28 protein-coding genes are annotated in these 23885 nt (G+C 42.0%); 19 read left to right on the top strand and 9 right to left on the bottom strand.

Features of this window, described 5'->3' with window-relative positions:
* Positions 1 to 160: 160 nt before the first annotated feature.
* Both PAP_RS07450 and PAP_RS07445 read left to right on the top strand, forming a co-directional pair.
* Positions 161 to 1504 (top strand): cyclic 2,3-diphosphoglycerate synthase, encoded by a 1344-nt coding sequence (locus tag PAP_RS07450; protein ID WP_048165412.1) that lies wholly within the window; start codon positions 161 to 163, stop codon positions 1502 to 1504.
* A gap of 39 nt (positions 1505 to 1543) precedes the next feature.
* Positions 1544 to 2050 (top strand): magnesium-dependent phosphatase-1, encoded by a 507-nt coding sequence (locus PAP_RS07445; protein ID WP_048165411.1) that lies wholly within the window; start codon positions 1544 to 1546, stop codon positions 2048 to 2050.
* A gap of 16 nt (positions 2051 to 2066) precedes the next feature.
* On the opposite strand, the gene PAP_RS07440 is transcribed toward PAP_RS07445, so the two are convergent.
* Positions 2067 to 2858: a GNAT family N-acetyltransferase gene (locus tag PAP_RS07440; protein WP_048165410.1), complete on the bottom strand. Its 792-nt coding sequence runs from the start codon at positions 2856 to 2858 to the stop codon at positions 2067 to 2069.
* Positions 2859 to 2882: 24 nt separating this feature from the next.
* A complete protein-coding gene (locus PAP_RS07435; protein WP_052649119.1) occupies positions 2883 to 3743 on the bottom strand; it encodes a GH12 family glycosyl hydrolase domain-containing protein in 861 nt (286 codons plus the stop codon).
* A 140-nt stretch (positions 3744 to 3883) separates the two neighbouring features.
* Here PAP_RS07435 and PAP_RS07430 point away from each other — a divergent pair, with 140 nt between their 5' ends.
* The 10 genes from PAP_RS07430 to PAP_RS07385 all read left to right on the top strand — a co-directional run bounded on the left by PAP_RS07430 (position 3884) and on the right by PAP_RS07385 (position 12613).
* On the top strand, positions 3884 to 4732 hold the full coding sequence (locus PAP_RS07430) for a DUF6544 family protein (RefSeq protein ID WP_048165409.1): 849 nt from the start codon (positions 3884 to 3886) through the stop codon (positions 4730 to 4732).
* Positions 4733 to 4821: 89 nt separating this feature from the next.
* On the top strand, positions 4822 to 5565 hold the full coding sequence (locus tag PAP_RS07425; protein ID WP_048165408.1) for a CPBP family intramembrane glutamic endopeptidase: 744 nt from the start codon (positions 4822 to 4824) through the stop codon (positions 5563 to 5565).
* A gap of 427 nt (positions 5566 to 5992) precedes the next feature.
* The gene (locus tag PAP_RS07420) at positions 5993 to 6571 is read left to right on the top strand and encodes a GNAT family N-acetyltransferase (protein ID WP_048165407.1); all 579 of its coding nucleotides are present in this window, start codon (positions 5993 to 5995) and stop codon (positions 6569 to 6571) included.
* Positions 6572 to 6750: 179 nt separating this feature from the next.
* A complete protein-coding gene (locus PAP_RS07415; protein ID WP_048165992.1) occupies positions 6751 to 7191 on the top strand; it encodes an RDD family protein in 441 nt (146 codons plus the stop codon).
* Between the two features lie 9 nt (positions 7192 to 7200).
* The gene (locus PAP_RS07410) at positions 7201 to 8544 is read left to right on the top strand and encodes an SDR family NAD(P)-dependent oxidoreductase (protein WP_201769528.1); all 1344 of its coding nucleotides are present in this window, start codon (positions 7201 to 7203) and stop codon (positions 8542 to 8544) included.
* A gap of 46 nt (positions 8545 to 8590) precedes the next feature.
* A complete protein-coding gene (locus PAP_RS07405) occupies positions 8591 to 9370 on the top strand; it encodes a nucleotidyltransferase domain-containing protein (RefSeq protein WP_236626976.1) in 780 nt (259 codons plus the stop codon).
* Positions 9371 to 9444: 74 nt separating this feature from the next.
* The gene (locus tag PAP_RS07400; RefSeq protein ID WP_048165406.1) at positions 9445 to 9750 is read left to right on the top strand and encodes a DUF3795 domain-containing protein; all 306 of its coding nucleotides are present in this window, start codon (positions 9445 to 9447) and stop codon (positions 9748 to 9750) included.
* A 33-nt stretch (positions 9751 to 9783) separates the two neighbouring features.
* Positions 9784 to 10566, top strand: coding sequence for a class I SAM-dependent methyltransferase (locus PAP_RS07395; protein WP_048165405.1), 783 nt, complete (start codon positions 9784 to 9786; stop codon positions 10564 to 10566).
* Positions 10567 to 10716: 150 nt separating this feature from the next.
* Positions 10717 to 11424 (top strand): nucleoside phosphorylase, encoded by a 708-nt coding sequence (locus PAP_RS07390; protein ID WP_158442508.1) that lies wholly within the window; start codon positions 10717 to 10719, stop codon positions 11422 to 11424.
* A 19-nt stretch (positions 11425 to 11443) separates the two neighbouring features.
* Entirely contained in the window at positions 11444 to 12613 is a 1170-nt protein-coding gene (locus PAP_RS07385) for an aldo/keto reductase (RefSeq protein ID WP_048165403.1), read from the top strand.
* Here PAP_RS07385 and PAP_RS07380 read toward each other — a convergent pair.
* Genes PAP_RS07380 through PAP_RS07370 form a run of 3 tightly spaced genes read right to left on the bottom strand, consistent with a single transcriptional unit; the run spans position 12599 to position 14767 of the window.
* The gene (locus PAP_RS07380) at positions 12599 to 13132 is read right to left on the bottom strand and encodes an NUDIX hydrolase (RefSeq protein ID WP_201769527.1); all 534 of its coding nucleotides are present in this window, start codon (positions 13130 to 13132) and stop codon (positions 12599 to 12601) included. The two genes, PAP_RS07385 and PAP_RS07380, sit on opposite strands and share 15 nt — an antisense overlap.
* Before the next feature lie 40 nt (positions 13133 to 13172).
* Positions 13173 to 13952 carry a GNAT family protein gene (locus PAP_RS07375; RefSeq protein ID WP_048165402.1) on the bottom strand — a complete coding sequence of 260 codons (780 nt, stop codon included), beginning with the start codon at positions 13950 to 13952 and terminating at the stop codon, positions 13173 to 13175.
* Entirely contained in the window at positions 13949 to 14767 is an 819-nt protein-coding gene (locus PAP_RS07370; RefSeq protein ID WP_144368007.1) for a hypothetical protein, read from the bottom strand. The genes PAP_RS07375 and PAP_RS07370 overlap by 4 nt, the downstream gene beginning before the upstream one ends.
* Positions 14768 to 14938: 171 nt before the next feature.
* Here PAP_RS07370 and PAP_RS07365 point away from each other — a divergent pair, with 171 nt between their 5' ends.
* Together PAP_RS07365 and PAP_RS07360 are read left to right on the top strand one after the other, a co-directional pair.
* Positions 14939 to 15541, top strand: a complete 603-nt coding sequence (locus tag PAP_RS07365; RefSeq protein ID WP_048165400.1) for a flavodoxin family protein — start codon at positions 14939 to 14941, stop codon at positions 15539 to 15541.
* A gap of 94 nt (positions 15542 to 15635) precedes the next feature.
* Complete coding sequence (locus PAP_RS07360; protein WP_048165399.1) at positions 15636 to 16406, top strand: gamma-glutamyl-gamma-aminobutyrate hydrolase family protein; 771 nt, start codon at positions 15636 to 15638, stop codon at positions 16404 to 16406.
* Here the strand turns inward: PAP_RS07360 and PAP_RS07355 are convergent.
* Positions 16386 to 17228 carry an SPL family radical SAM protein gene (locus PAP_RS07355; protein WP_048165398.1) on the bottom strand — a complete coding sequence of 281 codons (843 nt, stop codon included), beginning with the start codon at positions 17226 to 17228 and terminating at the stop codon, positions 16386 to 16388. The two genes, PAP_RS07360 and PAP_RS07355, sit on opposite strands and share 21 nt — an antisense overlap.
* Before the next feature lie 58 nt (positions 17229 to 17286).
* Here PAP_RS07355 and PAP_RS07350 point away from each other — a divergent pair, with 58 nt between their 5' ends.
* From PAP_RS07350 to taw22, 4 genes are all read left to right on the top strand, one after another.
* Complete coding sequence (locus PAP_RS07350; protein ID WP_048165397.1) at positions 17287 to 17679, top strand: OsmC family protein; 393 nt, start codon at positions 17287 to 17289, stop codon at positions 17677 to 17679.
* A 68-nt stretch (positions 17680 to 17747) separates the two neighbouring features.
* Positions 17748 to 18674, top strand: coding sequence for a GTP 3',8-cyclase MoaA (moaA, locus tag PAP_RS07345; protein WP_048165396.1), 927 nt, complete (start codon positions 17748 to 17750; stop codon positions 18672 to 18674).
* A gap of 50 nt (positions 18675 to 18724) precedes the next feature.
* Entirely contained in the window at positions 18725 to 19687 is a 963-nt protein-coding gene (locus PAP_RS10120) for a DUF835 domain-containing protein (RefSeq protein WP_052649112.1), read from the top strand.
* Complete coding sequence (gene taw22 / locus PAP_RS07335; RefSeq protein WP_048165395.1) at positions 19623 to 20636, top strand: tRNA (guanine(37)-N1)/4-demethylwyosine(37)-methyltransferase Taw22; 1014 nt, start codon at positions 19623 to 19625, stop codon at positions 20634 to 20636. Before PAP_RS10120 ends, taw22 begins: the two co-directional genes overlap by 65 nt.
* Before the next feature lie 3 nt (positions 20637 to 20639).
* Here taw22 and PAP_RS07330 read toward each other — a convergent pair whose 3' ends face one another.
* From PAP_RS07330 to PAP_RS07320, 3 genes are read right to left on the bottom strand one after another with little or no spacing between them, the layout of a single operon-like run.
* The gene (locus PAP_RS07330; protein WP_048165394.1) at positions 20640 to 21041 is read right to left on the bottom strand and encodes a secondary thiamine-phosphate synthase enzyme YjbQ; all 402 of its coding nucleotides are present in this window, start codon (positions 21039 to 21041) and stop codon (positions 20640 to 20642) included.
* Position 21042: 1 nt separating this feature from the next.
* Positions 21043 to 21357 carry a hypothetical protein gene (locus PAP_RS07325; protein WP_048165393.1) on the bottom strand — a complete coding sequence of 105 codons (315 nt, stop codon included), beginning with the start codon at positions 21355 to 21357 and terminating at the stop codon, positions 21043 to 21045.
* Positions 21341 to 22612 carry a hypothetical protein gene (locus tag PAP_RS07320; RefSeq protein WP_048165392.1) on the bottom strand — a complete coding sequence of 424 codons (1272 nt, stop codon included), beginning with the start codon at positions 22610 to 22612 and terminating at the stop codon, positions 21341 to 21343. The genes PAP_RS07325 and PAP_RS07320 overlap by 17 nt, the downstream gene beginning before the upstream one ends.
* Positions 22613 to 22709: 97 nt before the next feature.
* Between PAP_RS07320 and PAP_RS07315 the strand changes: the two genes are divergently transcribed.
* Positions 22710 to 23801, top strand: a complete 1092-nt coding sequence (locus tag PAP_RS07315; protein WP_048165391.1) for a TRM11 family SAM-dependent methyltransferase — start codon at positions 22710 to 22712, stop codon at positions 23799 to 23801.
* Positions 23802 to 23885: the final 84 nt, after the last annotated feature.

The following is a 23885-nucleotide window of genomic DNA, read 5'->3' as shown; positions in this document are numbered from 1 at the left end:
TTTGGAAATAAAAATTCACATCCTTCCGAAGAACTTTCTTTTTCCAGAATGTGCAATCTAAGAATTTTTGCTAAAAGCTTTCATTGCTCAACGATAATGGTTATAAATGACAATATCGATGCATTATTTGCTGGAACTAAAATATTTTGAGGTGGTTTAGATGGCCGAGAAAAAGAAAACAAGAGTTGTAATTCTTGGTGCTGCTGGAAGAGATTTCCACAACTTCAACACCTTCTTTAGGGACAACCCGGACTACGAAGTAGTTGCCTTTACCGCAACTCAGATTCCTGATATCGAGGGAAGGGTTTACCCACCAGAACTTGCTGGCGAGCTCTACCCCGAGGGAATTCCAATTTTGAGCGAGGATGATTTAGAGAAGATAATTAAGGAGAAAAACGTTGATGTGGCCGTTTTCGCTTACTCCGACGTTTCCCATGAGTATGTTATGCACTTGGCCTCAAGGGTCCACGCCGCCGGTGCCGACTTCTGGCTCCTCGGCCCAGAGAGCACAATGATTAAATCAACCAAGCCTGTTATAGCCGTCACCGCTGTAAGAACAGGAAGCGGTAAGAGCCAAACATCAAGAAAAGTCGTTCAAATCCTCCAAGAGATGGGCTACAGGGTAGTTGCCATAAGACACCCAATGCCATATGGTGACCTTAGAAAGCAGGTCGTCCAAAGGTTCGCCACATATGAGGATCTTGACAAGCACGAGTGTACAATTGAGGAGAGAGAAGAGTATGAGCCATACATTGACAGAGGGCTCGTAGTTTACGCAGGTGTTGACTACGAGAAAATCTTGAGAGAGGCCGAGAAGGAAGCTGACATTATCCTCTGGGACGGCGGAAACAACGACTTCCCATTCTACAAGCCAGACCTCTGGATAGTTGTTGTCGACCCACACAGGCCAGGCCACGAGCTCAAGTACCACCCAGGTGAGACCAACTTCAGAGCTGCTGATGTGATAATCATCAACAAGATGGAGACTGCTTCACCAGAAGGCATACAAAAGGTCAGGGAGAGCATTGAGAAGGCCAATCCAAACGCTATCGTTATCGAAGGTGCTTCACCAATCTTCGTTGACAACCCAGAGCTCATTAAGGGCAAGCGCGTTTTAGTCGTTGAGGACGGCCCAACACTCACACACGGTGGAATGACCTACGGTGCCGGTTACGTTGCCGCTAAGAAGTTCGGCGCCGCTGAAATCATCGACCCAAGACCATACGCTGTTGGCTCAATCATCGACACCTACAAGAAGTACTCCCACTTGAGCAACATCCTCCCAGCCATGGGATACGGCGAGAAGCAAATTAAGGAGCTCGAGGAGACAATCAACAAGGCCGACGCTGACGTTGTCATCATGGGAACCCCAATTGACCTTAGAAGGGTTATGAAGCTCAATAAGCCATCCGTTAGGGTTAGGTACGAGCTTGAAGAGATCGGCCAACCAAAGCTCAAGGACGTCCTCAAGGAGTTCGTCGAGAAGCACGTCAAGAAGGAGTGAGCTCTTTTCTTCTTTTATATCCTGTTTTTGGTGGTAATTATGAAGAAGCTTTTGGTTCTTGATTTGGATGGAACACTTTGGGAACAAAAAGATATGCCACAAATGGTTCTTAAATTTGAAGTTCTTCGATTTAAAGATCCTCAATTTAAGGTTGAAGGGAACCTGTTCATAGATGTTTACGGAAGAGAGGTTAGGCTTTTTGAAGGAACTAGGGAGTTTCTTGAATGGGCAAAGGAAAGATTTATCTTAAGCATCGCAAGCTGGAACGTAGAAGAAATAGTACAGCCAATTTTAGAAGCATTTGGAATTTGGGAGTATTTTCTCTTTCCAAAAATGGAGAATCATCCAGATAAAGCGGATATGATTAGGAGAACAGTCGAACAGCTTGAAAGTCTGGGCTATGAGATTAAGGAGGTTGTTTATGTTGATGATAAAGCTTCCCATGTAGAAAATGTAAAGAGAGAGGTTCCAAATATAAAATTCATCCATATGTGGGCTGATGTCAAGAGCTTTGAAGAGCTGAAGGAATTTCTTGATAAAGATTAAACAAGCATTTGTAATTCTAGCCTTTCTTGATTAAAAGCCACCACACATCATCCCCTTGGAATCCGCACCGCCTATAGAGGATTTCTGGCTTGGTTTTATTGTTAACCTCTCCTGAAACCGTAGTAAATGCCGCACGACCTTGGAGACGCCTGAGCAACTCCAATACGATAGATTTTCCTATGCCTTTTCCTCTGTACTCAGGAAGAACTTGTATCCACTCAAGGGAGCCTTCTCGAATTGTGGGGTCAAACTCCGCAATTCCTAAGCCTGCCGGAGTGCCTTTCTCGTCATCAATTACCCAAATCCACAAATTTGGGTCAAATACGGGGTGTTTAGTCCAGCTTTTCACGATTTCTGGATTTACATTTATGTTTTCATAGCATTTTTTAATAACTTCAGCAACGAGGTCACTCTCGCTTTTTGTGTCTACGTTAGCTATGTGAAAGCCTTGCGGCAGCTCTACTTCTCTCATTTGTTGCTTTTTGCGGATAAGCCGGAAGTATGGTCTTTGTATATCAAAATTTTCAGCAGGAAAAGCCCTTAAAAAGTCTTGGTGCACAAGAGCAAACTTTAGGTTGTCTAAGCGTTTTTTGGGAATTTTTGGTGGGGTTCTGTCTCTGCTCCAATAGATGTATAAGCTTTCGTCATTCCACGCCTCGAGGTGTGTTACTAAGCCATTTTCAACCTTAAAAGATGTCTCAAATTTGTTAATTTCTTTTAGAGTTTTCCATAATGCATTCGGCAGAACTTGGCAGGGATTTTCACGATATACCAAAATGAGAGCGTCGCGAAACGTTTCTAAAGGCAATATATCAAACCTCCCAAAATATAATCACTCCTTTACCCTAATCTCAAATTCAAATATTTGCCATCCAAAGTTAGCACTCCTTTTATAAGGGCTCCCAAACTCCGTTCCAACTTCCCAGTCCTCCAGATAAAGCTCCTCAAAGTCTTTGACTCTGCAGAAATTTTCTTCAAAAACTTCTTTAGCTGTTGCAATAAGTGGTGAAACGCTCAACTCAACCTTCCCACTTTTAATAGGCTCTTTTAAGCGGAAAGTTATTAAGTCCCAAGGCAGAGCATTGCAGTAGAGCCAAACTTCCCATTCTGCCTCTCTTAGAGTGTCGTTTACAACTATGGGGGCAGTTATAGTTTTAATTTTACTTCCCGCCGGCCTAACAAGCGAATTTGAATAGAGCCACACCATTAACTCCACATCGCCCTCTCTAGCTCCCCTAGCTTTTTCCTCCGCAGTTATCCAAGCTTCCATGGCTAAGTTTATAGGAAGGTTTCTTTTGTGCCAGAGGGAGTAGTTCAATGTCACCTCAATGTTTCCAAGCTCCTTTATCCTTTTAGGGAGCTTTCCATTGGTTCCATGATCAATCCACGGTTTATATCCATAAAATATCTCAGGATAGCCTTGAATGTAACGTTGAGGTTCTTCCATCACAATATCACTCAAATTTGCGTAAAACCCTATTGTATGATTGCTTTTGTAATAAGCTAGCTTAGCGCTTCCATTAAACTCTTTGATGTTCCAAAAGTTAAGCTCCATTATAAGCTCGGTGCCGTTGTAATCTATCTTTCTATGTGAGCCGGGTTCGACTAGAGTGACATCTCCTCCATTCCCTAAACAGCCAAATAGTAAAGATGCAAAAATTACTAAGATTATCATGAGGAATTTTATTTTCATTAGATATCTCCCCCTGATTTTCTTTGGATATTTAGTCAATCGCTCTTGTTATACTTCCCAAAAGTATATAACACCTACGGGCAATGAACGTTGTCACCGCAAATTAAGGTGATGAAAGTTCCAAAACGAGGTAAAACAAAATGATGAAAAGTGTATTAATTGTATTAGGAATAATTGTTATTCTACTAGTCTCAACTGCTGTTCTCGGTGGCGTTGCATTCACCAAAAGTACAAGAAACGAGGTAAAAGAGCTTTTTAAAGAGAGTGATATGACAAAACCCAAAGTCATTACCGAGGAAGACGTACAAGATTTACCTGAACCGGTTCAAAGATATTTGAGATATACCCAGATCATAGGCAAGGAAGAACTCAACACTGTTAGGTTAAAACAAGGCGGGTATTTCCGTATGAAGGAAGATCAAAAGTGGATGCCAATAACAGCAGAGCAGTATTTTAGAGTGGATTCCGCTGAGTTCATCTGGATAGCAAAAGTGAGAGCTGCTCCACTGCTATCAATACATGCGAAGGACGAATTTGTTGAGGGTAAGGGCAATTTGGTGGTAAAACTATTGGGGTTAATTACGGTTGTCGATGCAAAAGGAAATGAGGTTGATCACGGAGAGCTTTTGAGATTTCTTGCTGAGTGCATCTGGTTTCCTTCAGCGTTTTTAAACGACTACATCACATGGGAATCTATAGATAACACCTCAGCAAAAGCTACAATAACTTACGATGGAGTCTCAGCTTCGGCAGTTTTCCATTTTAACGAAAAGGGCGAAGTAACGAGAATCACTGCAAAGCGGTACATGGAGGTTGATGGAGAGTTCGTTTTAGAGGACTGGGAAGGACAGATTGTGAAATACAAAATGTTCAACGGCGTTGTTGTCCCAAGCAAGGTCAACATAATATGGAAACTAAAAACAGGAGACTTTTGCTATGACCAAATTGAGATTGTGGACATTGAATACAATAGTTTATCAACCTACTGATAGCCGCTTTCATATTTTTTCTAGCTGAGCAAAGGTTTTTATATTGCCAAATGCAACTCGATTTATTTAAACGCAATGGAGGAAGCTAGATGCAAACATCTCTTCAAATGGCACTTGGTGCCTTTGGAACAATCCTCTTTGTACTCCTCGCGCATAAAAAGATTGGAAGCTATCCTTCACCCCTGCCAAAAAGTGAAAACCCAACAAGGGAGCTCTTTGAAGCTATTACCATCTGGTTAATTATATTTGCATCAATCACATACATCGTGCTTTTTGGCACTGAGTCCTATCCAAGTGTAGCGATAGGTGGAATTAAGTTTTCCTTACACTTCTTCCTCGTCCTTCTGCTCCCATTCGTGGTTGAGGTTGTGATCCACAAGCGAGGTGCAAGAGAGCTTGGCTTTAGAACTCCCATAGCATGGAAGCCCGCGACTGCATTGATTGGGTTTGGCATGTTTTTTGGCTTTTTTGCGTTCCTCTTTGAGGGTTCTGTATCCACAAGTATGGATAAGCTGATAATCGGATTCCTCTCCCCATCTTTCAAAGAGGAGTGGTTTTACCGTGCCACACTTCAATCAAAGCTTGAGAGAGCATTGGGGCAAAACAAAGCCTGGTTCTTTGGAGGATTGCTTTTTGGATTAGCGCACATTCCGACAAACTTTTTTGGGCCTTTGTGGGAAGCTTCAGGATACAGCATAGCTGCAGCTTTATTTAGATTTCTTGGACAGTGTGCATTTGGCTGGCTCTGGGGAATCCTCTATATGAAAAGCCGCAGCATTTTTCCGGCAGTGATTGCCCATTATTTCGCCGATTTTCTTTCAGGGTTGATGTAGCATCGCTTTTTTGAGAAAAGCAATTTTGTGAGCTCCATATAGCCTCAAGAGAATTGGAAAGAAAAAGTAGAAGGCCTAAATAAATTGGTCAATTTTGAGCGCTGAAATATTGTAGTTTGAACACTTTTAGGGAGTAGTGAGGTGAGTGAAATGTTTGATTTCGAGAGTTTGAGGTTTTGGAAGAAAGTGGGAAAAAACGAGAGCGGTGTCGTGAAAGAGTGGGCAGTTAAAGAGGCATGGGAATTTAGGAACATGATGTAGGGGAGAATACGATGATGAAACGGACGAAGGTGAAGAGGGGGAAAATTAAGCCAGAGACTCTCTTTCTCTGGCACGCTTTGAATTTAAAGAGATGAAGGAACAGCCGAGAGATTATGGAGAACATTTGAAAATGAAAATTGCTCGTAGAGCTTAGGTGGTGTGTATAATGGAACGACCAAAAATTATGAGAGGAGAAAAAATTTCGTTGGCCATTATCTTGAAAGAGGACAAAGATAAATGGTTTTTGTGGATAAACGACAGGAACATACAGAGCTTTCTTAATGATGGAGCGAGAATACACCTTAGAGAAGAATTTGACGAAATCTATGAAATGTCTAAAAAGAACAAGCAGAAAATGGTAGATTTCGCAATAGTGGATAATACTAACGGAGAACTTATTGGATTCGTAGGCTTGCAGGGAATTAACTGGGTTTCAAGGCATGCTATGGTCTGGTATGTTATAGCTAAGGAGCACTGGGGGAAAGGCTACGCGAGTGAGGCTTTAAGTTTATTGTGCAAGTTTGCCTTCGAGAATATGAACCTCAATAAGCTTTGGGCAAGAGTCTATGAGCCGAACAAAGCTTCTCAACGGGTTTTAGAGAAGAATGGCTTCAAGTTCGTTGGGCGCTTAAGGAAGCATGTTTATTTGCCCGAGTTTGGTTATGTTGATGAACTCCACTATGACCTGCTGAGAGAGGACAATAAAGGAGGTGTGGGATTCTCGTTTAGCGGATGCTGGCTGTGAGCCTGAAGGAGGCTTTATCATAAAAGCGGTGGTTGTTTATAAATCGGTTCTCTTTTACCTTGGAGAGCTTCTTCGTTATTGAGAAGGGGCCTCTTGAGGAGGGAGAGCTAAAAAAGCGAAAGAGTGTGCGCACAAAGTTTGGCAAAATAGGATATGGAGGACTTAAAGGAGGGATAAACATGGAAAAGGTTGAGTATCCAGGAGTTTTGAAAAGAGGAGCAGCTTACATCATAGACACCATTGTTTTGTTTTCCCTTTTGGGGATACTCCATTTTCCTATCTTTAGCATCTGGATCAAGCACCCTCCAAGCATGGACGAGCTGTTTGCTATACCCTTAATCGGGTTGTTATACTTGGGGGTATATCTCGCCTACTTTACTGTGCTTGAGGGAACAATGGGCTTCACGATTGGCAAGAGAGTGCTTGGGCTCAAGGTGCAGAAGGAAAATGGAGAACCTTGCGGACTCCGTGAAGCGCTTTTGAGGAACGTGCTCAGGGTGATTGATGGCATTGCGTCCTACTTGGTGGGGGCACTTCTGATCGCAACGTCAAGGAAGAAACAGCGGTTCGGTGATATAGTTGCCAAAACTGTCGTTGTGAAAGGTGATTGGGGTAAGTGAGTTGATGCTTTGGAGGAGTTTGAGATGAGGTATGAAAAAATGAAAAGTATGGGTCTATCCAGAAACGAACTCTCCGGAAAAGTTGCACTCATTACAGGTGCAGGACGCGGTATTGGTAAAGAGCTTGCAAAAGCTTTAGCATGGCTTGGTGCAAAGGTCATTATTGCTGAGATTTCCGAATCAGGCGCTGAAGTTGAAGAAGAGATCTGCTCTAAAGGGGGCACAGCTTTTTATTTCCAAACTGATGTCTCCGATGAGAAGAGCATTAAGGAACTTGCAGAGAAAATCCCCAAAGAGTTCGGCAAAGTGAATATACTGGTCAACAACGCCACTATAGTGAAGACCGGTTCAATATTGGACACCCCTCTTGAAGATTGGGACGAGTCCTGGAAAGTTAATGCCCGGGCGGCTATCCTTTTGGTGAGGACATTCCTACCCGATATGGTGGAAAGAAAAGATGGAGTCATTGTCATGATGACATCAGAAGAGGGAATGCCTTACGTAGCACCATATTCAGCTTCTAAAGCTGCATTAAACTCATTTGGACTCTCTTTAGCGGCAGAACTGGGTGAAGACTCAGGTGTGTCAGTCTTCATCTTTGCGCCCGGAATGGTTGACACTCCGGGAATAAGAAATGCTGCCCAAGAGTTAGCCCCACTCTATGGCATGGCATATGATGAGTTCATAAATCAAAGCGTGAATCCAGGATATAATGGACTCATGCCAGCTGAAGACTGTGCAGCAGGACTTGCTTACTGCATTGCTCATGCAAAGGACTATCATGGGCAGGTGGCGGATCCATTCGGGCCGCTTGCTAAGGCAGGGCTCCTAACTTTCTCCACACAATCTGAGGGCAAACATACCAACGATATTCTCCATAGAGATGAGGCTGTGAGTGAAAAAACGGCACTTGAACTCGCTGAAGAACTAAAAAAGATCATGGAAGACGTTGAAAGAGAGACTAACGAGCTCAACAGGTTCGCGAGGATGTGGGTTAGAAGGATATTCAGACAGAGAACAGGAATGGGCATCAAAGAGTGGCTGGAGGCTATTGAAAAGTTAATTTCTGAACTTGAGGAGCTCGATATGGTTATAAAAACTCATGATGATGTAAAGGATGAACGCATTCGTGCAAAGCTTCTTTGGATAACAAGCCATCTGGAAAAACTGGCAGATAACTTCAAACAGAACATGAAGGATGTGGAGGCGTTCATCAAAGATCCAGATGCCCTTGCTAATGCCCTTGAAGTTCTGGCTTATCGTGAAAACACGACGCGTTCACTGGTAGCGGCCTTGAACAAAAAGCTGGCCGAGGTAAAAACCAGAAACCCCTCGGATGTATGGCATAGCTGAGGAGTGAGAAAATGAAACTACAACTATATTGGCGTAGGGAGGTTGTATGAGTATGAACATCCCCCAAAACAAAAACGACTGGCAGTTCGCTTTGGAAATTTTTCTTGAGGAATGGAAGGAAAAAGAGTTTGTTGAGGCTGCTCTGCTCACGGGAAGTCGAGCGATAAACACCCAAACCGAATATTCGGACGTAGATGTTTACATAATCCTATCTGAAGATGTGGATTGGCGTGAGCGGGGAAACAAAGTAATTAATGGCGTTTTAATTGAATACTTTGCAAATCCGCCCAGACAGATCAGACACTACTTTAAGAAGGAATTCAGGGAAAACAGCAGGTGCACCGCGAGAATAGTCGCGGTTGGAAAAGTTCTCTTTGATAAAACTGGCATAGCTAAGGAGCTTAAGAAAGAAGCGTTGGAGTACATGAAAAAGCCTTTTCAAAAGCCAGATAACATTTGGATCGAGATTGCGAAATATGGTCTGTGGGATATGCTTGACAGCGTAAAGGATGCGAAGGAAAGAAACGACCCGAGCTTCCCATATTTGTATCACCTGACCTTAAATGAAGTCCTTGGGGTCTACTCCCAATTCCTCTCAGTTGAAGCCCCTCCGGCCAGCAAGGTTTACCGCATGTTTGCCGATGGGGAGTTTAGAGAGGCATACATGTTTGAACCTTTTCCGGATAGGGAGTTTATGGCACTGTTCTTGAGCACTATAGAGAGGGAACAGGTTGAAACGTTGGAGAAACTAATCATGCATGTTTTTGAGAGGATGGGAGGGTTTAACATCGATGGCTGGCGACTGAAAACGGAGACGGAGGTTTAGGATGCATTCCCCATAAAAAGAGAAAGTTTAAGATGGGGATTAAACAGACATTAAAAACCTAAGGAGGTATCGTTATGGAAAAGGTTATTGGAGTATGTGGATGTATATGTAGTGACTGTGGGATGTATGGAAAAAACTGTGAAGGATGTTATGTCATAGAAGGCAAGCCATGTTGGTTGCACGAAGTAGGACTTGATGTTTGTGATTTTTATGAATGCTGTGTAATTGATAGAGGGCTAGAGCACTGTGGACAATGTGGGGAAATCCCATGTATCAAGTTTTGGAAGAATAAAGATCCTGCGTGGACGGAAGAACAGCACAAGAAAATCGTGGAAGAGAGGGTTGCTTTACTTAAAGGATTAGCGCAAAATAAAGTTTGATTCATGTTTGTTAAACCAACCGAAGGGAGATTTATGGAAATTAAACAGTACAGTAAATATTTACACCATTGGACAGTGGAGTTATATGAACAGACAGTAACTAAGATAGAAGATGTTCAGATGATTAAGAAAATGATTGGTGACCGCAAGGAACAGCGTATTTTTGAGGTATGCTGTGGCAGCGGTCGCATACTCGTCCCTTTGGCAAAAGATGGGCATATAGTGGTTGGACTGGATATGGACAATTTGATGCTGGCAAAACTCTTTGAAAAAACCCGGGGATTAGAAAACATCACAATAATCCAAGCGGATGCTATTACCGCCAATTGGGGTGAAGAATATGACGTCGTGATCCTAGCCGGCAACGTTCTGCTTAACATTATATCCAATAATGACAATAAAGCTGCCCAGCAGAAACTTATCGAGAAGTCTTATTCCGCACTCAAACCCGGTGGACACATGTATTTAGATACCCACTTAGTTGCCCATCCCGAACAATTTTTCGGTCAACCAGGAGAACGTGTAATTTTTGAGGGCATTGATAGTTGGGGAACTTATGGACGCTATATCCTTATAGACGAAAAATATGACGCACAAAAGCAGGTAGTATCGGGTGTGCGCAGGTTTGAGCTTAGACTAAAATCAGGCGAAACTTTTTGTAAAGAAGAGAGCTATGTTAAATATATCCCCACTGCTCAGGAAATTGAAGGGTGGATAACTGATGCAGGGTTCGTTATTGAGAGGAGATATGGGGACTATAAAGGCAATCCAATTGGTGAAACCTCACACCGCGCTATTTATTGGGCAAAAAAGTAGCTGTAAAGTAAAAGAGAGCAATTTTAGAAAAAGGGGGATAGATGAAAAGCTGAAGTCACTTACAGAACGGAGAGGAAAAGGATGCTGAATAGTGGTATAAAGCTTGGGAAAGGAAGAGAGATTATAAAACCCTCTGATTTTAAAAGGGGAGTGGTAGAAGCAAAAAGCGAATCCTGCTCAAAATATCTAATAACCTTCACAGGTATTGCAATGAACCATGCCAAACGATTGTTAGAGAACGTGGAAATTAAAGCTAAATGCACCCATGTGTATCAAGCTTTTGTTGGCGAATACCAAGGCGAGAAAATTTACGTGCTTAACCCCTATTTTGGAGCGCCAGCTTCGGTTTTTGCTTTAGAGCTCGCAATAGCCAGCGGGGGAAAGAAATTTTTAGTGGTAGGGGAAGCAGGTGCAATTAAAACAGGTGTAAACATTGGCGATGTGATACTGCCAACGTGGGCTTTGAGGGAAGAGGGAACGAGCTATCACTACATGCCACCGGATTACATACCAAAGCCCAGCGAGATGCTTTTCAACGCACTTAAAAAAGAAGTGAAATGTCAAACTGAAAAAGAACATATTAATGTGTTCGAAGGAGGTATTTGGACAACAGATGCATCCTTTAGAGAAACAGAGGATAAGGTGAGAGAATACTCAAAGCGTGGCATTCTTGGCGTTGAGATGGAGAGCTCTGCCTTAATGAGCGTCGCTAAGTTTAGAGGCGTTGATTTAGCCATTGCTTTAGCAGTATCAGATACACTTTACAATGGATGGAATCCGGAATTTGAAGGTGAAAGACTGCGAAGAACAGAAGGAATCTTGGTTAAGGCTGCTTTGGATGTTTTGGTATCAATTTAAATTGTAGGAGGGTATATTTGTGAAATATCAAAAGCATAGGGATTTGAAAATCTCCGAGATAGGGATCGGTACGTACTCTTTAAGCGGGGTTTATGGAGTAAAAAATCTTGAAGAGTTTAAGAGAATGATTTACCGTGCCTATGAACTTGGGGTTAACTTCTTTGACACTGCGGAAGCCTATGGAAACGCTGAACAAATTTTGGGGGAAATTGTAAAGCCCTTCCGTGAAGACATTTATATAGCCACGAAAGTGGGGATTAGGAGCGGCATAAAGCCAAACCTCTCCAAAGAGTACATCAAAAAAGCCTGTGAGGAGAGCCTCAAGAGACTCCAGACCGATTATATCGACCTCTACCAAGTTCACTTCCATGACCCAACCACGCCAATAGAGGAAACCATTGAAGCGCTGGAAGATCTTATTGAAGAGGGGAAGATTCGATATTACGGCGTTGGCCACTTGCCTATAGAGGTCACAGAGGAATACTGCAGGCTTGGAAAGCCTTTCTCAGTTCTTGCAGAGTTTAGTGCAGTTGCAAGAGAATCCTATGAAAAGCTTTTGCCACTTTACAGGAAATACAATTTGGGAATCATTGCTTTCAGCACAACGGGAAGAGGCTTGCTCACAGGGAAGTTTAAAGAAAATCAAAAGTTTGAACCTGGGGATATACGTTATTTAGACCCACTTTTCCAGAGAGAACGCTTTCAACATGGCTTGAGAATAGCCAAAAAGTTTGCCGAGTTGGGAGAGAGATATGATAAAACTCCAGTGCAGGTTGCCATCGCTTGGGTTCTTGCCCATGAGGGGGTAATATGCGCCCTAACTGGACCTTCAACGATAAAGCATTTAGAAGAGAACGTTGAAGCGAGTGGATGGGAGATCCCCAAAGAGGATTTGAGAGAGCTGGAGGAGTTTTTTAAGAGAGAAAATGAGTGGCTAAGGCAGAAGCAGAAAGAATCCATAAAACAAATTCTCATCGAACCCCTCCAAGAACCTCAAAGAGCTTTCGTTGATTTGATATATGTTATTGAAACTGCACTTTCCCTTGGCATTATTGAGGAAAAAGAGATACTATCAATTTTCTATGAGCTCTACGGTTTGAGGAAGGAGTTGGATAAAGAAGATGTTAGTGAAAAACTGAAGGACATCCAAGCCCAGCTGCGAAAAGTAATCCCACTAGATGCTCTTTGACCTCTTTTTCAAATTTTCCCACACCTCTATATGCTGCGTGGTTTGAGGGAGATCCCTCAACGCTTTCCGCAAAAATCGTGGATAGAGCGGGAGAGCCTCAAGCTCATTAAGAGAGAACCACTCAAAAATCAGCCTGATTTCTTTTTCTTCTTCTAGACGTTCCTTCCCCAAAAACTGTCTTTTCCTGTAGAGGGAGCAATTTTTGGGAAGCTCTACCAGATAGTAAAGCCCCATCTCATGAAAAAGTGTCCCACCATCTTTAAAGAACGTCTCAACGATCCAGATTAGCCTGTCCACACGAACCTCAACGCCAAGCTCTTCTTGCATTTCTCTCTTTAACGCATCTTTTGAAGGCTCCAACAGCTCAACCCGTCCTCCCGGCAGAGCCCAAAAATTATCCCTTTCTGCTCTGTGGAGGAGAACATAATTCTTATTGAATATAATCCCAACCACCCGATAATTAAACCTCATATCCCCTTTTTCAAACGTTATCATCTGTCTTATCCTCAAAATTACCATCTCCGCTTTGAGTTTGGATTATAAACCTCAGCCCCCACACTTAAGTCTTTATTGCTATCATGAGTTCCTCCCTAAACTTCTCCTTTTCTATAGGGAGCGATTTTATTGGAATGCCGTTCACCAACATCCAATTCCGCCCTCTGGACACAAACTCTTCTGGATGTTCCCATCCATTCAACATTCTTATCTCCAGTTCCGGAGCAATTTCTTTCACTATTTCTTTACTCCTATGTGCCCAAAGATAAGTGAAGGGGCATGTAGGCTCGTAGAATATTAAGACTTTGCCGATATCCTCGTTGCTCCTCTTATATTCCTCTCCCTCTTTCCAGAAACCAGAATAAGGTTCTTTAAGCGCTCTCCCGCTAAACGAGTAGTAAAGGTCTTCTTTAGTTATCTTCCTGAAGCCTAACCTCTCAAAGAACTCCGCTTGTGACAAAAACTCTCCCGTATCAAATGCATGAGTGAGCAAAAATTCATATTTCCCTCTTGCCTTTTCAATGAGTTTCTCGACCATACTCCTTGCTATTCCCTTTCTTTGGGCTTCTAAAAGAGGATTGTATATGCAGTTGATGACTAAAACGTTTTCTCGCTTCAGACTTGTCGGGTCTGCTTTTTCAGGGTAGGTTAATAGTTGAGCAGCAGGCTTTCTATTAAAATACGCAACAAGGCCAACATCCCCATACGTTCTCAGCATCTCGAGAAGCCAAACCCTCTTGATCTCGACGCCTTTCTTGTACGCCTCACTGATGGTAGAAGGATTGCACACCGAAATCATGTCACCTATATTAGTTTCATCAACTTCTCTAATCTCAATCCTCACCTCTCATACCTCCAGTGAAATATAGTCACAACAAGCCAGCCAAATAAGAAGTTCGATAAAAGGACCTCCACAAAGTGCGCTCTTCTTATGACGTCGGGCATATATGGATTGGGAACTAAAAGGAGACTAGCCATGAGTACTGAGTAGAGCAAAGCAACAGCTAAGCGGGCTTTCTTCCAGTCATCAATCATCTTGACTATTGGGATTGCCAAAAGGCCCCATATTATGCCCCTTAAGATTTGAAATGGAAGTATCCATGCTGGCAGCTGCAGGTTAGCGTAGTATTCATCAAAGGCTTTCCCTGCCAATGGTTTGAAGACCAGAGCTCCAAACGCAATGTAAATAAACATGTAAACAATTCCAATTAACAGCAATTTCCAAATCCAAGTCTTTAGAGGGAGAGAAAACTCTTTGGCATGTTCTTGAGGAGTTTCTTCCATTTTATCGTGAACTATCACTGCTATCGGTGAGAAAACTGTTGCGACAATAAATCCTTCTACAAAAAGCTTTGGAATCATCTCAGGAGGGATTATCTCTTCAAAGTAGGTTAAGAATACAATGGTCTCTATCTGGCTCAGAAACGTCATTGCCCCATAAAACACGGCAAAAGTTGCTAAAACGAGCTTCCAGCCGCTCCACTTGGAATTAACTATCATGTAGCTCAGCACTAATATGTCAAGGAATGCAACTAAGAACCAGTATATTAAGTTCCCAGCCTCTGACGATGCTCTTATCCCCGGAATGGGAAGCCAAAACAGAAGTGCTAAAACCAGAGTTAAAATTATCAACTTTGCCCAAGTATTTTTCAGTCTCATCCATACCCCTCTTCTCAAATTGTGTAATGAATTAAAATAGAAATAATGAAAGTTTGATATAATTCCACTTCTGATTTTTCTCTGATCTTCTGTCTTATATAGCTTGTGATTTGGCCGTTTGATAATAACAAGCATTATATACACCGCTGCTCATTGCTTATGGGGGATAGTATGGTCTATGAGAAGTCTGCCAAAGTTTATGTTTTGGGTCTAGCTTTTAGTGCACGAAGAAAAGGAAATTGTTCAAAGCTTTTGGAGTACTGTCTTAAGAAATTTGAGGAGATGGGTTTTGAAACAGAGCTTATGGAAAGCTATGACCTCAACATCACCCCATGTAGTCATTGCAACTATGAATGTTTCTCTGGTGAAGCATGCCCGGTAGAAGATGATGTTCCAAAAATCTATGAACAATGCAAAAGTGCGGACATAATCCTTTTCGCAGTACCTACTTATGGAGGACATGTCGCTTCGCTTTATCTTGCATTTTCTGAAAGAGGGCAAGCAATTTTTGAGAGTTATAAAGAATGGAAAGAGTTTGCTAAGAAAGTGAACTTCATAATAATCGGAAATCTTTCCTCAGGGGGTGATATGGCGCTTCATGAAGCACTTTATAGTTTTGCAAACTTTGGATTTTGGCCTGAAGTTGTATTAATTTCTTCAAGAGAGTATGGGAGAAGCTCAATTAAGGGAGATTTAATTGAAGAGGAAGAAGTTAAAAAAAGACTCGACAGGTTCGTAGAGAGAATAAATCAAAAAATGAAGGAGAATAACTGACCTCTTCCCTGCCCTGAAGGACGAGGCTTCCAAAAGGGTAAAGAGGCAATGAGGTTTAAATACCAGTTCCCTCAACAATGTTGGTGGTGATATAATGAAGCCTGTAATAGGAATAACCACATCATACTCCTGGAAAAAGCAGGCCTTTTTCATAAAAGAGGCCTATGTTAGAATGGTGAGAGAAGCTGGAGGCATTCCTGTACTCCTGAGCCCATTTATGGAAGTAGAGGAGGCTTTGGATTTAGTGGATGGGATACTCCTAAGCGGGGGTGGTGATATCCATCCCAGCTTTTACGGAGAGGGAGCAACCAACAAAATAAGGAGCATCGAGCCCTATAGGGATGAGTTTGAAATAGCTCTTGTCAAAGAGGCCATAGATAACAAAATCCCACTCTTAGGAATATGCCGCGGTGCTCAGCTCATAAATGTAGCTCTTGGAGGCACTCTTTATCAAGACCTAGCTAGTGAAGTTGTTAACTCTATAAAGCACGACTGGTTTGCCAAAGGCGAGGATTTGCTTCCACGAAATTATCCGATTCACGGAATAAAAGTAAAGCTTGATACAAAACTTTTCGAAATTTTAAAGCCGGCGTTAAGTGTGGAGAGCACTAAAGAAGCGACGCTAATGGTGAACAGTTACCATCATCAAGCCATAAAACGCCTTGGTGAGGGCCTCAAATCGGTAGCCTATGCTCCAGATGGAGTTATTGAAGCGATTGAAATGGAGGGCCAATTTGTTATTGGTGTTCAATGGCATGCGGAATGGATGGACAACATGCTGCCCCTCTTTAAGGCACTTATCGAAGAGGCAAAAAGAGGAGAGCTTGAGGAAAACGTTCCTCAGTTAGATAGGAACGAGATGTGACGCGTCGCAGCTTGGAAATGAGTAGTATCCCTCACGGCAGGAACCGAAGGTTATCCCCTTTTCTTCTGTTTTCCTCCTTGCTTCTTCTAGAATCTTAAGCCTAAGCCTCTTTGGCAGATAATAGTACCCTTCAATCCTTCCACCTTCTTTATACAAGGGCCCGAGCTTTTCCATAACTTTTGGAAACTTCACTTTCATCCTCCTCCAAGAATCAGGACGGAGTTTTAGCGTGGATACAGTTATGTGGGAAACGAAGCTCAAAGCATCGAGCGTTTCCTCGAAGTCCTCCCATGTCAGGTAGGGGATTATTGGATCTATGCGTGCATACACAGGAATACCCTCTTTTTTAGCCTTCTTTAATACCTCTATCCTTTCTTTGGGGCTTGGAGCATTTGGCTCTAGAACTCTCGCCTTATCCTCATCAATGGTTGTGACTGTTATCCCAACGGCACACTTAAGCTCCTTTAAAATGTGCAAATCACGCTCAAATAGGTTGGATTTTGTCAGAAGAATGCATCTAACATCATAGCGCTTGAAAAGCTCGAGGACTCTGCGGGTAATTTTTAGCTCTTTATCAACTGTAGGATATGCGTCGGATGAATAGGAGAGAGCTATTATAAAGCGCTTGTCGAGCTTTCTAAGCTCCTTTTCGAGCCTCGGCAAAAGCCCCTCTTTCGTCCTAACTTGGAATGCCCTTGGGATATAAGAAGTGATGTAGCAGTAAACGCAGGCGTAATCGCAGCCGGTGTAAACGTTTAGAGTGTACTTGAATGGGCACGTGCAGAACTTTGACTTCCATGGATCGAAAGGCCTTATGTACATAACTTAAGGTTTTGCAAAGCTATTTAAAAGCTCTCCCTTTATTTTCTTTGGTGGTTATATGAAAGGGAGTGTAAAATGGCTTGGTGACGGGAAGTTTGAAGCCCAAGTTGAGGAAGGAGGAAAAATAATCTTCGGCGAAAATGGCATTTTTCCAATGAAAACCCTCCTTTTGAGCGTTGCTGGATGTACGGCAATAGATGTTGTAATGATACTCCAAAAGATGCGTGAACCCATAAAAGACCTCGAAGTTGAGATAAGCGGCGAGAGAAGGGAAGAGCACCCCAAAATTTACAAGAAGGTTCACATTCACTACAAAATTTATGGGGATGTCAATCCAGAAAAAGCGGAGCGTGCCATAAAATTAAGCCAAGATAAGTACTGTTCAGCATCTGCACACCTAAAGCTCAGCGGTACAGAAGTTACATACTCCTACGAGATTATCAAAGAGTGAGTTAAACACTTTCATTTTCCCAAAACATTTTTTTAAGCGAATAGGTTAATCAAGTGTTGGTGGAATAAATGCCTTTAGTGGACCGCTTTGGAAGGCCTTTAACAAACCTTAGGATTTCACTTACTGAGGAATGCAACTATAACTGCTTTTTTTGCCATAGAGAAGGGCAAATTAACGCCAAAAAGAGAGAGATGACCCCCGAGGAAATTGAGCACATTGTGAGAATAGCTTCATCCCTTGGGATTAAAAAAGTAAAGTTAACTGGTGGTGAGCCTACTGTTAGAAGGGACATTGTAGAAATAGTGGAGAGGATTAAACCATACACCACGGACTTATCAATGACAACGAATGGAAGTGTGATGAACCGCTTAGCCGAGCCTCTAAAGGAAGCAGGGTTAAATAGAGTTAACATAAGCTTTCACAGCCTTAATAGAAAAAGGTATAAACAAATAACAGGCGTTGATTTGTTGGACAGGGCCATTAAGGGCATTGAAAAGGCTTCAAAGTTTTTTCACCCCGTTAAGCTCAACATGACCATTATGAGGGGGCTAAACGAGGACGAAATATGGGATATGATTGAGTTTGCAGCTAAAAACAAAGTCGTCCTTCAGCTCATTGAGCTCGAAGCTCCAAGGGAGCTTGAAGGGACGGAATTTTTTAAGACGTTCTTCTATCCACTCAAGCCGGTAGAAGAGGAACTTGAAAAAAGAGCTGTACAGATTAAGGAGAGAAAGCTCCATAGAAGGAGAAAATATTTCATTCCTACGAAATATGGCATAGTTGAGGTAGAGGTCGTTCGCTCTATGCACAACACAGTATTCTGCGCCAACTGTACGAGGTTGAGGATAACGGCAGACGGCCACATAAAAACGTGTATCTATAGAAATGACAATCTAATAGACCTCCTAGAGCCACTTAGGAAAGGAGCAAGTGATGATGAGTTAATAGAACTCTTCAAAAAATCAGTGATTATAAGAGAGCCCTACTGGAAATGAACATAAAAAGTTAATAATCATGATGAGAAAGATAATAATTGGTGGAAAGAATGCCTGTCAATTTTGGAGGAATCATAGCCGGACTGGTATTAATCATAATTAGCATTTATGGTATCCTCCGAGTGTTTAATTACTATAAAAGCCTAAAAAATAATGCAAAGCAGCTGGCAGGCAGAGTTTTAATGTCATTTGTTCTTCTGAGTCTGGGAGGAGTAATGGTTATATTCGATTCCCTAATTGAAAACGAATTATGGTTTATTACAGCCATTTTAGTCACATCAGCATACATACTCTCAACTCTCTCAGATATGTATTATTTGGATGCACTTGCAAAAATCTCGGAGCAGAAAACGGAAATCCCACCAAGCAGAGCAGTCTCGGGGAAAAGGGAAAAGAAAGAAACAAAAATCCCTGTAGGGGCTTTTATTGTCACACCTCAAAATGAAAAGAAATTAAAGCAAGCCTTAAAGATGCTTCAAAGTGAAGCAAAAGGTCTTTTTGTCGTAAGCAGGATGTCTCAAGAGGATTGGGAAAAGAAATTTGAAGTCAAATCTGATTTTTATATCTGGCTCAGTAGGGTAGAAAGTCCAAATGCGGTAGACCCATCTAAGCTTCACGTGATTTTGGAGGAGGCTATAAAGTTCATGAAAAATAAAGGTGGAGAGATTGTAATTTACATTGAAGGTATCGAATATATAATGATATACAGCAATTTTAATGCGGTGGTTAAATTTTTGTTCTCTTTAAAAGACCATGCTATCATCGGAAGTTCAATGCTTTTGCTGTCACTCGATCCACAATTTTTAGAGGAGTCCCAGTACAGCGTACTTTTGAGGGAATTTGAGCTTTTCAATGTAGAAAAATTTTTGAACAAGATGGCCAGAGAAGCTTTGTTTGGAGCAATTGTAAGGGAAGAGGTTAAAAAGGAAGCAGAGAACAGTGAAAGAGATGGCGGCGATAAAGGTCAAGAAAGTGGAAGCGGAGAAGGTCAAAAGGCTTTTGAAAAGACTTAACTTGTATGATGGGAAAAGAAGGCCTAAGCGGGAGGGTGATTTTGTCCTATTGCCTATTTTAGACTCTGCAAAGGTTCAAGAATTAGAGTTTGAAGTTCTTGATGTTGAGCTACCAATGAGACCTGATAGACAGATATACAAAAATTTGGAGAGCGTCTTGAGAGAAAAGCTTAGTGAAAACGAGCTCAAGCACTTGAGAAGGTACGATGTTATAGGAGATATTGCGGTTATTCAAATACCCAAAGAGCTCGAGCACCGCAGGGAGGAAATAGTTGAGGGGCTCTTGACGGTTCATCCTTTTCTCAAGGTCATAGCCGTTAAGGGCTTTCACGAAGGAGCGTTTAGAATTCGGGACTATGGAATAATTTGGGGGGAAGAGAGGCTCTGGACAGTTCACAAGGAAAATGGAGTAAAAATAAAAGTGGACTTAAGCAAAGCTTTTTTCAATCCACGGATGAAAGGCGAGCGTTATCGCCTAGCACAGCTCGTTAAAGATGGCGAGAGAGTTTTAATCCCATTTGCTGGAGTTCTGCCCTATGCCCTCGTTATAGCCCGCTACAAAAATGTTCATATAACTGCTGTTGAGCTTAACAAAGAAGCCATAAAACTCGGCCTTGAAAATATAAAACTAAATGAGAAGAAGCTCAAAGGGAGCATCGAAGTAATCCAAGGTGATGTTTTTGAAGTTCTTCCTACGCTCGGCACGTTTGATAGGGTTATAAGCCCCACACCAAAAGGCGTTGATGCCTTGGCTTTAACTCTACGCAAGGCCAAAAACTCCCTCCACTACTACGACTTCGTACATGAGGAAAATATTAATCAATTCAAGAATTACATAATTGAACAATGCAATAATTATGGAAAAAAGTGTGAGGTTAGAATAAAGAAAGTCTCAGACTACAAACCTCATGTGTACAAAGTGTGTGCCGATGTTGAGATTAAAAATTAAAAATCAGCACTGGCACACTTTTACCACGACTTTTCTCCGCCTCGGCCCATCCAATTCGATAAAGAGGATAGACTGCCAGGTACCTAAAGCTAAACGGCTGTTCTCAATGGGTATTGCTATACTTGAACTCATCAAAATGCTCCTCAGGTGGGAGTGGGCATTGTGGTCTATAGCATCGTGGGCGTAGCCTTCACCTTTTGGCACGAGCTCTTTGAAAATCCTTTCCATATCCTTTAGGAGTCTCGGCTCATTCTCGTTTAGAATTAAGGCCGTTGTTGTATGTCTTGTGAAAACCACCACCAATCCTTCACTTATACCGCTTTTTTTAACAATTTCCTCTACTTGGGCAGTTATATCGACAATCTCGACTTCCTTAGATGTTAAAATTTCAATTGTGTGCAGCATTTCAATCACCGAGTGCCTTGTCTATAGCATGTTTAGTATCTTTTAAGAGCTTTAAAGGCGATAGATCCGGATAATTTATCAGCGCACGAAGTACAGCTATATGTTCAAAGGCATCTAGAAGATTTTCATCTTTTGAGTTTAGCATAGCATCCCTCAGTATCTTGTACATCTCATCAATAGTCTCAAACAAAAGCTCCTTATCCTCTGCCAACCTCTCAAAATCCCCACTGATGAGTGTGTCCAACAGAATCCTAATAAACTCCAAATCTTCTTTCCTATGCCTTTCACGGCGGAGGGACTTAATCAGCGTTTCCAATACTTTCCCCTCCAACTTTTCCAGCAACTCTCACAAGAATTTCAGAAACTAACTGCGATGAAAGCTTTGGCTCTTTTATTTGGATAACCAAATCAATTGCATCCTCTACCATGTTCCTCTTTAGTAAGTAATGGGCAATACTTCCAAACGCTAGAGATCGGAGCTTTACATCCTTAATTTTTGCTCCAATCCTTACTGCACTCTCAAGTTCATCTAGTTTTAGGTAGTATCCCACAATTTTAACCAAAATCTTCTCATCAGCAGTTCTTTTAGGAATCTGTGCTACCAAGTCTTTAAACTCTTCGTGAGGATTGTCCAAGAGATAATTCATTAATTCCTTCGCTGCGATGTTTAGCTCTTCATCGGAGAGGCTTTCAAATAGTTTCGGCAGAACTCCCGGTTTTCTCGCTATTAACACCTTAGTGATCTCCTTTAAGGCATCATCAGGGTCTTCAACACCCCGTATTAACGAAACAGCGTTTTTAACTTCCCCATTCAGTGCAAATATGACTATCAAATCCCGTGTTATATTAATGCCCAGTCTTTCGGAGAGGTCCACGGCCACAGTAACGAGCTTTTCATAGTATTTCTTTGATATATTTTTCTTTTTTAGGTGGGTGATGACCTCTCTCACAACCTGCTTTATCCAAGGCTTGCTTTTGAGGTAGCTTATCATGAAAATGGCCCTATCATATTCTTCAAGCCGCAAATAGGCTTTAATTATCTCAACGGTAGCTATTGAGTAGTAGGGCTCACTCTCTATCTGCTCCCATATGTACTCTGCCTTCCTCATTTGCAGAACGCGTGTTGTCTTGTTTGCACTGATTTTCCTCAAATATCTTTTGAGAGCCAAAACAAGAGCTTCATTTCTCAGCTCTTTATCAGATATTCCTAGAGCATGATATGTTGCTTCATCAATCTCACCCAAATCAACGAGGTAGTTGACAATATCGACTAAAAGGAGGTCCCGTTTATCTTTAGGCAGGACATCTAAATCATCTTTAATCCTCTGAAAAATTCTTTTTGAGGACTTTAAGTTCGCTTTTCCCATATAGTATGCGACCACTGCCAAGTTGCGAAGAATTGCAAATGGATCATTCATGGAGTAAACAACATCAAAAGCCTTTTTAAACGCTTTATTTGCAAGAGGATTGTCCATCTTCGCAAATTCCAAACCTAATCGCGCATACGTAGCTATTTTTATGTCTGGATCTCTTATCACATCCACAGATGCGAGAATCTCTTCAAGGAGCATATCATCACCTAATAATCTATCAAAATAATTCTGCGCTTGAATTATATTTAATTTTTGGTAGCAAAGCTTTTTAAATTTCCCAGCCAAGGCTTTAACCATGTATGCAGTGATCTTTGGAAAGAACCCCATGCTCAGCGAAGCAGAGTTTTGGGCATTTGCGAGGCGCTTTGGAATAAAAGTCAAGGTGATTGAGTCATCAAAGGACTGGCTTATTTTTGAATCTAATAAAAAAATTGAGCATCTCTTTCATAGACTCGGTGGTTCTCTAAAGCTCATACGGATAGTTGGGGAAGGTGAAGAGACTATAGCAGATTTAGAATATGCTAAGCTATTTACGCTGAGCTTTTATGGGAAGGAAGATTGGCGGCTGTGGAGAAAAATGGGGAGCAAGATAAAGAAGAGCTTTAAGCCAGAACCCTCAAAGTTCTTCAAGCCAAAAAACATCTATTCCATGCCTTCTGAGCTCGTTCTTAAGGGCTTTCCTGATGTAAAGGACTTCGTGTTTATCTTTGGGAACAAGCTCTATGTTGGCGAGACTGTTAGAGTAGCTGACCCATTTGAGCTCAAAAAGCTCGATGTGGAGAGGCCGAGGCAACGAGCGATACTTTCAATTCCGCCGAGGTTAGCGAGGATAATGGTGAACTTGAGTGAAGTTAGAGAGGGGAACGCGTTAGACCCCTTCTGCGGCGTGGGAACGATAGTGCAGGAATTCCTCCTTCAAGGTCTAAACGCCTATGGAAGCGATGTTAATCCAAAGATCGTTAATGCAGCTAAGGAAAACATTAAGTGGCTCAAAAAAGAGTTTAGAGTTAAAAGATCCGCTAATCTTCAAGTGTGCGATGCTAAAAAGCTCCACCGCTGCTATCGCGTTAAATTCGATGTCATAGTCAGCGAGCCCTACTTGGGCAAGCCCTTAAAGTACCACCCCACGAGGGAGGAGGCCGTAAGAATGGCCAACGAGCTCGACCGCTTCTACTACCCCGTCTTCGAGAGCTTTGCCAAAATACTTAGAAGGAACGCGAGAGTGGTATTTGTTTTCCCCGCATTTAAGCTCAAAAATGGCAAAATCTACCGCAAGGACAGGAGATGGCTCGAAAAGCTTGGCTTTGAAGTTTTAGCGAAATACACTGACTTTGAAGAGAGGCATAAAGTGGTGAGAGATATACACGTGCTGAGGTTTAGGGGCTGATCATGTTCTCCCTACCTGTTTAGTTTGAACGGCACTGTTTGTGTTGATGATAAACATGGGAAACTCGGAGGTTTAATCTGAACT

It is taken from the genome of Palaeococcus pacificus DY20341, assembly GCF_000725425.1.
Lineage (GTDB): Archaea > Methanobacteriota_B > Thermococci > Thermococcales > Thermococcaceae > Palaeococcus > Palaeococcus pacificus.
Note: the sequence above shows the minus strand (reverse complement) of the source record. Positions and strands in the feature narration are given on the sequence as shown.

Excerpts from the sequence above, each read along its gene's own strand:
- PAP_RS07415 (WP_048165992.1), top strand. The coding sequence starts at position 6,751 with ATGGAAAAGGTTGAGTATCCAGGAGTTTTGAAAAGAGGAGCAGCTTAC.
- PAP_RS07400 (WP_048165406.1), top strand. The coding sequence starts at position 9,445 with ATGGAAAAGGTTATTGGAGTATGTGGATGTATATGTAGTGACTGTGGG.
- PAP_RS07360 (WP_048165399.1), top strand. The coding sequence starts at position 15,636 with ATGAAGCCTGTAATAGGAATAACCACATCATACTCCTGGAAAAAGCAG.
- PAP_RS07430 (WP_048165409.1), top strand. The coding sequence starts at position 3,884 with ATGATGAAAAGTGTATTAATTGTATTAGGAATAATTGTTATTCTACTA.
- PAP_RS07355 (WP_048165398.1), bottom strand. The coding sequence starts at position 17,228 with ATGTACATAAGGCCTTTCGATCCATGGAAGTCAAAGTTCTGCACGTGC.
- PAP_RS07330 (WP_048165394.1), bottom strand. The coding sequence starts at position 21,041 with ATGCTGCACACAATTGAAATTTTAACATCTAAGGAAGTCGAGATTGTC.
- PAP_RS07365 (WP_048165400.1), top strand. The coding sequence starts at position 14,939 with ATGGTCTATGAGAAGTCTGCCAAAGTTTATGTTTTGGGTCTAGCTTTT.
- PAP_RS07395 (WP_048165405.1), top strand. The coding sequence starts at position 9,784 with ATGGAAATTAAACAGTACAGTAAATATTTACACCATTGGACAGTGGAG.
- PAP_RS07370 (WP_144368007.1), bottom strand. The coding sequence starts at position 14,767 with ATGAGACTGAAAAATACTTGGGCAAAGTTGATAATTTTAACTCTGGTT.
- PAP_RS07350 (WP_048165397.1), top strand. The coding sequence starts at position 17,287 with ATGAAAGGGAGTGTAAAATGGCTTGGTGACGGGAAGTTTGAAGCCCAA.
- PAP_RS07315 (WP_048165391.1), top strand. The coding sequence starts at position 22,710 with ATGTATGCAGTGATCTTTGGAAAGAACCCCATGCTCAGCGAAGCAGAG.
- PAP_RS07425 (WP_048165408.1), top strand. The coding sequence starts at position 4,822 with ATGCAAACATCTCTTCAAATGGCACTTGGTGCCTTTGGAACAATCCTC.
- PAP_RS07405 (WP_236626976.1), top strand. The coding sequence starts at position 8,591 with ATGAGTATGAACATCCCCCAAAACAAAAACGACTGGCAGTTCGCTTTG.
- PAP_RS07380 (WP_201769527.1), bottom strand. The coding sequence starts at position 13,132 with ATGGTAATTTTGAGGATAAGACAGATGATAACGTTTGAAAAAGGGGAT.
- moaA (WP_048165396.1), top strand. The coding sequence starts at position 17,748 with ATGCCTTTAGTGGACCGCTTTGGAAGGCCTTTAACAAACCTTAGGATT.
- PAP_RS07445 (WP_048165411.1), top strand. The coding sequence starts at position 1,544 with ATGAAGAAGCTTTTGGTTCTTGATTTGGATGGAACACTTTGGGAACAA.
- PAP_RS07320 (WP_048165392.1), bottom strand. The coding sequence starts at position 22,612 with ATGCTCCTTGAAGAGATTCTCGCATCTGTGGATGTGATAAGAGATCCA.
- taw22 (WP_048165395.1), top strand. The coding sequence starts at position 19,623 with ATGGCGGCGATAAAGGTCAAGAAAGTGGAAGCGGAGAAGGTCAAAAGG.
- PAP_RS07420 (WP_048165407.1), top strand. The coding sequence starts at position 5,993 with ATGGAACGACCAAAAATTATGAGAGGAGAAAAAATTTCGTTGGCCATT.
- PAP_RS10120 (WP_052649112.1), top strand. The coding sequence starts at position 18,725 with ATGCCTGTCAATTTTGGAGGAATCATAGCCGGACTGGTATTAATCATA.
- PAP_RS07450 (WP_048165412.1), top strand. The coding sequence starts at position 161 with ATGGCCGAGAAAAAGAAAACAAGAGTTGTAATTCTTGGTGCTGCTGGA.
- PAP_RS07435 (WP_052649119.1), bottom strand. The coding sequence starts at position 3,743 with ATGAAAATAAAATTCCTCATGATAATCTTAGTAATTTTTGCATCTTTA.